A 3,638-nucleotide genomic window follows, 5' to 3' on the forward strand; every position below is an offset into this window, starting at 1 on the left:
ACTTGGCTCAATCCAAAGTTCTCTGGTAAGATTGACTTCAATATTATCCCATGACCTAAAAAAATGTAGGGTGGGCAATGCCCACCCTACGACTACTAAAAAAATGTAGGGTGGGCATTGCCCACCCTACGACTACCACAACCACGAGGACTGAGGGGTTTATAATGCGATCGCTTCTAATTCGCGACGAGGATTATATCGACGAACTTGTTGCAGTTTTTCGTAATACTCCCGTTCTGACTCGCTGAGGGTTGTAGGAATCGCAATTTTCAGCCGCACGATTTGGTCGCCTCTTTGCTGATTTCTTAACGGCCAACCTTTCCCGCGCAAGCGCAGAGATTGTCCGGATTGAACTCCCGCAGGCACAGTCATTTCTACTGAACCATCGGGGGTAGGAACGGTGACTTTTGTACCCAGTGCGGCTTCATCGGGAGTAATGGGAAGTTCGCACACTAGGTTATCGCCCTCGAAGTCAAAAAATCGATGAGAAGCGAGTTCGATATTCAGGTACAAATCGCCGCGTTTTTGACTGTAAGGATTGACCGGTCCTTTTCCGCGCAGGCGAACGCGACTTCCGGGTTTAACGCCGCGCGGAATTCGCACGTTAATGGTTTCCCCATTGACTTGGAGGCGCTTTTGAACGCCGTGGAAGGCTTCTTCCATCGTCAGGGTAATTTGCGCTTCGGCGTCTTGAGTCGGGGCTTCAGTGTGGAATCCCCCACCAAAACCACCGCCGAATAAATCTTCAAAATCACCGAAACCACCGGGTTGAGCGCCGCCGTAGTTATAGACTCGGCGTCCGCCGGTTCTCGCACTTCCCCCAAAGCGTCCGAGCAATTCATTGATAAAGTCTTCAAAGTTGCCGTACTGACTGAAATCATACCCTTGTGTGCCAAACCCACCTGGGCTTTGGCCACCAGCACCGGCATGTTTCCAGTATTGACCAAATTGGTCGTATTTTTGCCGCTTTTCGGGGTCGGAAAGCACTTCATACGCTTCGTTCACTTCTTTGAAGCGTGCTTCGGCATTTTTGTCGTCGGGATTGACGTCGGGGTGATATTTTCGGGCGAGTTTGCGAAAGGCTTTTTTAATTTCATCGGCACTCGCAGAGTTGCTCACCCCTAAAATTTCATAATAGTCTTTAAAATCCGTTGCTGGCATTAATAACTTCCTCCTGTAAGGATTATTGTGGCGACTAGATTCAACTGTAGAAAGATGAGAGCGATCGCACCCAATGGTGCTGGTGAAATAGCTGGCGCACAAGCGGCAATCGGGTGCGATAAAATACCGGGTTTCCGAGCGAAGAGTTACGGCGATCGCCTCATGCAGAAACCCGGTGGTGTAAGTTACCCGTCACGGTTGGATTTCAATGGCCACACAATGGCCGCTTCAACTGGCTAAAAAACCGTCGAAGTTGGGAGAGAAGGGGTACCGCCACTGGGGACGGGTTGACCCTGGAAATTCCGCGTGACTTCCTTTAGCTGACGTTAACTTTGACGACTTTATTTTTCTCGTCTTCGGCTTTCGGTAGATGGAGTTTGAGGATACCATCTTTGTATTGCGCTTCTACTTTGCTGTTTTCGATGCGAGCGTTTAAAGGAATCACGCGGCGGAATTGACCGTAACGGAATTCGCTGCGGAAAGAACCGTTTTCTTCGTGCTGGGTTTCGGTTTTTCGTTCGCCGCTAATGGCCACCGCTTCGGCAGAAACTTGCACGTCGAGATCCTTGGCTTCCATGCCCGGAACTTCCATTTTTAGGTTAATTGCTTCCGGGGTTTCCTCCATTTCTACTGGGGGGACAAAGCTACCCGTTATGGGTTCGCCATTGGTGGTGCTTAGGTTATCAAACAGACGATTCATTTCCCGTTGCAGGCTGTCGATTTCCCGGAAAGGAGAGTAACGAATTAAAGCCATAACTATCTTACCTCCAATCTTAGTCTTTCAACTGTAGAGAGGCTTAAATCCCAAGCCTCTTTTGCTTCTCTGTTATCACTATATCGAGGCTCAACTAGGGGTTGGGTTCGGTTTTGCGATCTGGAAAATGTCGCAATTTCCACACAGGGGGTTTCAGAAGACTTAACAAAGGAAACGCAGCGGGTTTAACGGAAGCCGCAGGGGCGGGCAGGGAATTATTTTTTATTCTGTATGGAGGGTGGCGAAGGAAGAAGGAAGAAACGGTTGAGGGGCGATCGCTTAAGGGAGTTGCTGCAAGACTTCCCGGCGGGAGTACGCCACCACTACAGCCGGGATAAAATCTGGGGGTTGCCGATGATATGGGATTCCATCGCTGCAAATTAGGCTCTCGCAGGACTTTAATCCCTGCTAATATGAGGAGGTCCGGTGGGAGGCTAGCCAAACACGAGCGGTTGAAATCTCCCTAAGACTTGCTAAGCTTGCCTACCCGGCGTATTTTGTTAAACGATTTGTAAACTTAATATATGTCAGTCCGTTAAAAAGCGGGTTCTAGAAATCGCCCCTAACCAGGCACTCGTGGCTCTACGCGGCGGAATTCTTTTTCAGGCTATTTTTATAAATCAGCTCGATCGCCCAGATTTGAAACAGAGTTTACCTGTGGGGAAAGGAGAAAATGGCTCGCAGTTGGGTTTATAATGTCCGGGAAATTAACTTAAAATATAATTCCGTGAGGGACGATCGCGGATATCGAGGCGGGCAATTCACGTTCTATATCCGGCGGGATAACGCTGTCTGTCAAGGGATAAAAATAGATTCTTTTGGGGTAGCGATCGCCTCGGTTTCCCTGCTGTGGAGTTCCCTTTTCACTGGTGTTACCCGAAGGGCATGGGCTTTTCAATCCAGTGATTTGGCGTCGGGACAAGCAACCGCAGGCTTGAGAGTATTGGCTTCGGTGCGATCGCCCTATAATTCTCCCTAGTGCAGGGACAGGAATACCGGACCTCCGCGCGATCGCTTGGCTTCGGTTTGCCGGCAATATGGCCATCTTCCGGCGGAATCGCACTTCTAGTTCTGGCTGGTTCTTCGCTCACACTTGCCGCGATCGCACCGATTTTTCTGGTAGAGTCACGGTGTTCTCCCCAAAGAGGCGATCGCCTTTCTTTCTCAAAATACGCGCATTCTCCTCTCGGCTGGTCTTCCCCCCTTTCCTGCGATTAATTTCGACTTTTCCCAACAGAAAAGGGGGAGCAATTACAGGCAAATGCTATGAAAAACTAGCACCAACCAGCCATCTTTTTCTCCTGGCGACCTCTGTCGCTTTCTCTACAGGCGATCGCCGGACCACGGAGTCACCTCTAACATCCCCGCTGGGGTAAATACAACCTGAAAATTCGCCACAGGTTGTTGGGGAACTCCTGGCGCGGAAGTGGTCACTAACTCCGGAAGCGGAATTTCATTGGCGTATTCAGTCCCTATGGGATCCACCGCTTCGTAGGAAACGATCTGCCCTTGTTCGTTGATGGTCACTTGATAAACTAAATCCTCCTGGAATGTCGGATAGGTTCGCCAAGTTTGGTCGATGACGTTGTACAACTGCTGGTTTAAATTCTCTACCGTTGTCGGGTCAGTAATTTCTGGCGAGTCCTCCATCGGGGCGGATTCCGCCATCATGGGGGTTTCTTCCGTCATGGGGGTTTCTTCCGCCATCATGGGGGTTTCTTCC

3 protein-coding genes and 1 pseudogene are annotated in these 3,638 nt (G+C 50.0%); 1 reads left to right on the forward strand and 3 read right to left on the reverse strand.

Annotated features, from left to right (window positions below):
* Positions 1–159: 159 nt before the first annotated feature.
* Positions 160–1,161: a DnaJ C-terminal domain-containing protein gene (locus AC0QH1_RS13805; protein ID WP_324631741.1), complete on the reverse strand. Its 1,002-nt coding sequence runs from the start codon at positions 1,159–1,161 to the stop codon at positions 160–162.
* A 316-nt stretch (positions 1,162–1,477) separates the two neighbouring features.
* Positions 1,478–1,915 carry an Hsp20/alpha crystallin family protein gene (locus AC0QH1_RS13810; protein WP_324631742.1) on the reverse strand — a complete coding sequence of 146 codons (438 nt, stop codon included), beginning with the start codon at positions 1,913–1,915 and terminating at the stop codon, positions 1,478–1,480.
* Between the two features lie 673 nt (positions 1,916–2,588).
* Between AC0QH1_RS13810 and AC0QH1_RS13815 the strand changes: the two genes are divergently transcribed.
* The gene (locus tag AC0QH1_RS13815) at positions 2,589–2,894 is read left to right on the forward strand and encodes a hypothetical protein (protein WP_324631743.1); all 306 of its coding nucleotides are present in this window, start codon (positions 2,589–2,591) and stop codon (positions 2,892–2,894) included.
* Positions 2,895–3,238: 344 nt separating this feature from the next.
* Here the strand turns inward: AC0QH1_RS13815 and AC0QH1_RS13820 are convergent.
* Positions 3,239–3,638: pseudogene (locus tag AC0QH1_RS13820) on the reverse strand (nitrate ABC transporter ATP-binding protein); the annotation flags it as partial.

This window comes from Phormidium sp. CCY1219 (assembly GCF_055795085.1).

Excerpts from the sequence above, each read along its gene's own strand:
- AC0QH1_RS13805 (WP_324631741.1), bottom strand. The coding sequence starts at position 1,161 with ATGCCAGCAACGGATTTTAAAGACTATTATGAAATTTTAGGGGTGAGC.
- AC0QH1_RS13810 (WP_324631742.1), bottom strand. The coding sequence starts at position 1,915 with ATGGCTTTAATTCGTTACTCTCCTTTCCGGGAAATCGACAGCCTGCAA.
- AC0QH1_RS13815 (WP_324631743.1), top strand. The coding sequence starts at position 2,589 with ATGGCTCGCAGTTGGGTTTATAATGTCCGGGAAATTAACTTAAAATAT.